The following is a 3,022-nucleotide window of genomic DNA, read 5'->3' as shown; positions in this document are numbered from 1 at the left end:
CCTATGGAAACGCTGCTACCCGGACAAACCACCGCTGGCGACAAAATGATTACGCCGTCTTGGAATCTGCTATTCCCACAGCTGACAGGCGGTCCTGCTCGTGATGCGGTGCGGTCGCTGTCTAGCGATAGCTGACGCTACGAAGGGCCTCGGCCGGCCACTGAGGGCCGCCAAGCGGGCGGCCCTCAGTTCCCTCGTCTATGCGCTCACACCAGGTGGATCGTATACGTCTCCTCGATCAAGCATATGGTAGATCGACACCAGCATCTTCCGAGCTGCCGCTACGATTGCTTTCTGTGAGTTTTTCCGGCTTGCTAACCGGTCATAGAACCGACCCAGATACTCGTCGTTACACGTATGGACTGCAGTATTAGCTGCTCGGACGAGCAGCCATCTTACACGACCTGATCCACGTTTCGAGATGCTCCCTTCGATCCGCGAGTCGCCTGACTCGCGGATCACCGGATTCAATCCGACGTAACTAACCACCTCCTTGTCTCCGTCAAACCGGTCGATGTCGCCTAACTCCGCATAGATCGTCAACGCCGTATAGTAACTCACGCCAGGAATCGTCATCAGCAGCTGGGTCTCCTTCAGAGACCCAGCGCGTTCTTCAATCGTCTTCTCGAGCTTCTGAATCTCGTCGGTGAGCGACTCGATCAGGTCGAGATACGACTCAAGCAACGCGTCGAACGGCGTCGGGAGCGAGAGTTCCCGCAGGAACTCTCGTCCCTTCGCAGTCAGTGGTTTCACGTCTTCAGTGATACTGTGATCGGAGAGGGGTCCGTGGACTTTGTTGGCGTACTTGGTACGATTTTCGACCAACGTTTGTCGCCCGCGCACGAGTGCGCGGGCTTCCCTCACTTCCTCGGTCGGAACATAGCTTTCAGGCACCGAATTCAGCCGCAACATTCGCGCGAGTTCTTTGGCGTCGACGCGGTCAGTTTTCTTGTCGGTGTCTGCGATCTGGTTGATTTTTTTGGGATGAGCAACGGTCACATCCAAGTGCTCCGACAGCGTATCGTGGATGTGGTAGTAGTTGGAGGTCGCCTCAAGCACAGCTTGTGCGCCGGCGTACCGCTGGGCGAGGTCGTCGAGGTTCGCGTTCTCGACGCGAACCTCTTCGACAATCTTCCCAGCCTCATCCATCACTGCCACCTGTGCGTACCGTTTGTGGACATCAATTCCGAGGTACATAGTCTGTTCACCCGGGACGCCAGTGCGTGAAGCAGAGATTCACCTATTCGGGCTTTCCCGGATGCCGCGCGGCGCGGCATCCGGGCTGTCACGCCCATAACTCGGCTTCTTTCGCACACGGACCAGTCAACAGAACGTGTTCTATGGCACGGAATAGCGGTCGGTCTCTTGCGCCCCATATCTTGGTTCACGCTCTCTTAGGGTAGCAGCGTTTCCATCAAGTCAACAGAGCAGGTCCTCGTGGATTTCACTGTCTGCTTGCTGCTGTTTGCTAGGCACATTCGCAGCAAGCAGACGTTTCAACGAACCGGCTTTGTGAGGTACTGAGACTCAGGTGTCGACTCTCGCTCCGCAAATGGTAACTCTGGCCAGTCGCTAAATACGGTGAGGTGGCTAGTTCCTGTCATAGGCACCAAGAAACTACATCTGCCTCACTCTTTGACCTTATCTGAACGGTGCCCAAGAGCGTAGATATTTATTGAGTCAATTCGTCGTAAACCTTGATATGAGTATCAATAGCTGATTCGAGAGTGAGAGACATATCATCAAATGTATTTAATCCCCGTTCTACTTGTCTCTTGTACTCTTTATCGTTCTCTAGTAACGATTTGGCTGTATTAAGAACTTTCTCAGGTGTTCTCTCAGCCCATACGTACGTCTTGCGGTCCTCAAAAAACTCCTTGATGTATCCATCTGCTGTGGTAATAAACGGCGTTCCACACGCGATGGATTCCAAGCCGACGTTGGAGGTAACATCCGTTTTTCGGGGACCTACTGTTATATCAGCCGCATTGTAATAAATTGGAAGTTGGTTATTGTCGACAAATCCCTCGTAACGGAGGTCGTCCCGGTCTTCGAAGTTCTCTCTCAACTTTCCATCTCCTACAACAATAAATTTAAGTGTATCATCTTCGCTAGCCAATTTAGCCATCTCTCCGATAATTTCGGCACCGTATTCCTTATTTAATTCACCAACATACAGAATAACGTCTGCGTCATCGTTGAGACCAAGCTCATGTCTCGTACGTTTTCTTTCCTCGGAGTCAAAGGGATAGAATACGTTGCGGTTAATAGTGGCTGTTACTGGTTCTGTACTGTATCCCGACTCACCCCAAATTGTCACCTTATCGTGAACGGTGATCTTTTTATCAATACCCAATAGTCGTCCCAATAACCTATGACGGTGAGTTGGTTGGATTCCTGGACCAACACCTGCGACGAGTGGACCAGAATAAAAGAATCGTACGAACAAGACTTGATAGATATTGATCGGGACCTGTACTACATCAACATCCGAGAACATACGTCTCGTCAACCAAGCCGCCCGAATGATATTTCGCAGAGATATTTCGATAGCTTCAGCTCTGTCACTGACCAGTCTAGGTTCATTAGTCAAGACGACGACCTCGATATCAGTATTCTCAGCGATACCATTTATGACATCTTTGGCCCTAGTCCGAGGGCCAGTGCCTGAGAGATTATAACAAAAATATCCAATTTTCATACGTCCTGAAAGGGGAATTCAACACATATATTTTTTTATTGACTTGGATTAGTCGTGTTAGTAGCATTGAACCAAGCAGAAAGTGTCATAAACTGCCGTGTTGAATAGATGCTGAGTCACGGTTAGAGTGGCTCACAGAGCGGTTCTATGTTCGAGATGGCGAACATCAGGACGATTTCACGGAACTGTCGATACCAGCCGAGCGCTCGCACGGCATCGCCGAGCGAGCGCTTCGTTGTCGAATACGAAGTTTCGGCCATCCAGCGCTGAGAGTAGCCTTTTGCCCGGATGAGTGCGTTGTGTCCTAGCGTCAACGGCCTC

2 protein-coding genes and 1 pseudogene are annotated in these 3,022 nt (G+C 51.0%); all 3 read right to left on the bottom strand.

The features are described 5' to 3' along the window. Window positions 1–198 precede the first annotated feature (198 nt). Window positions 199–1,197, bottom strand: a complete 999-nt coding sequence (locus RBH22_RS17680) for an IS110 family transposase (RefSeq protein WP_306678721.1) — start codon at window positions 1,195–1,197, stop codon at window positions 199–201. Between the two features lie 475 nt (window positions 1,198–1,672). Next, the gene (locus RBH22_RS17675; RefSeq protein ID WP_306678719.1) at window positions 1,673–2,701 is read right to left on the bottom strand and encodes a glycosyltransferase; all 1,029 of its coding nucleotides are present in this window, start codon (window positions 2,699–2,701) and stop codon (window positions 1,673–1,675) included. A gap of 122 nt (window positions 2,702–2,823) precedes the next feature. Next, window positions 2,824–3,022 (bottom strand): annotated as a pseudogene (locus RBH22_RS17670) (IS5/IS1182 family transposase); the annotation flags it as partial.

The sequence above is a fragment of the Halobellus sp. H-GB7 genome (assembly GCF_030848585.1).
Taxonomy (GTDB): domain Archaea; phylum Halobacteriota; class Halobacteria; order Halobacteriales; family Haloferacaceae; genus Haloquadratum; species Haloquadratum inordinatus.
The sequence above is the reverse complement of the archived record's forward strand: the minus strand, read 5'-3'. Positions and strand labels throughout refer to the sequence as shown.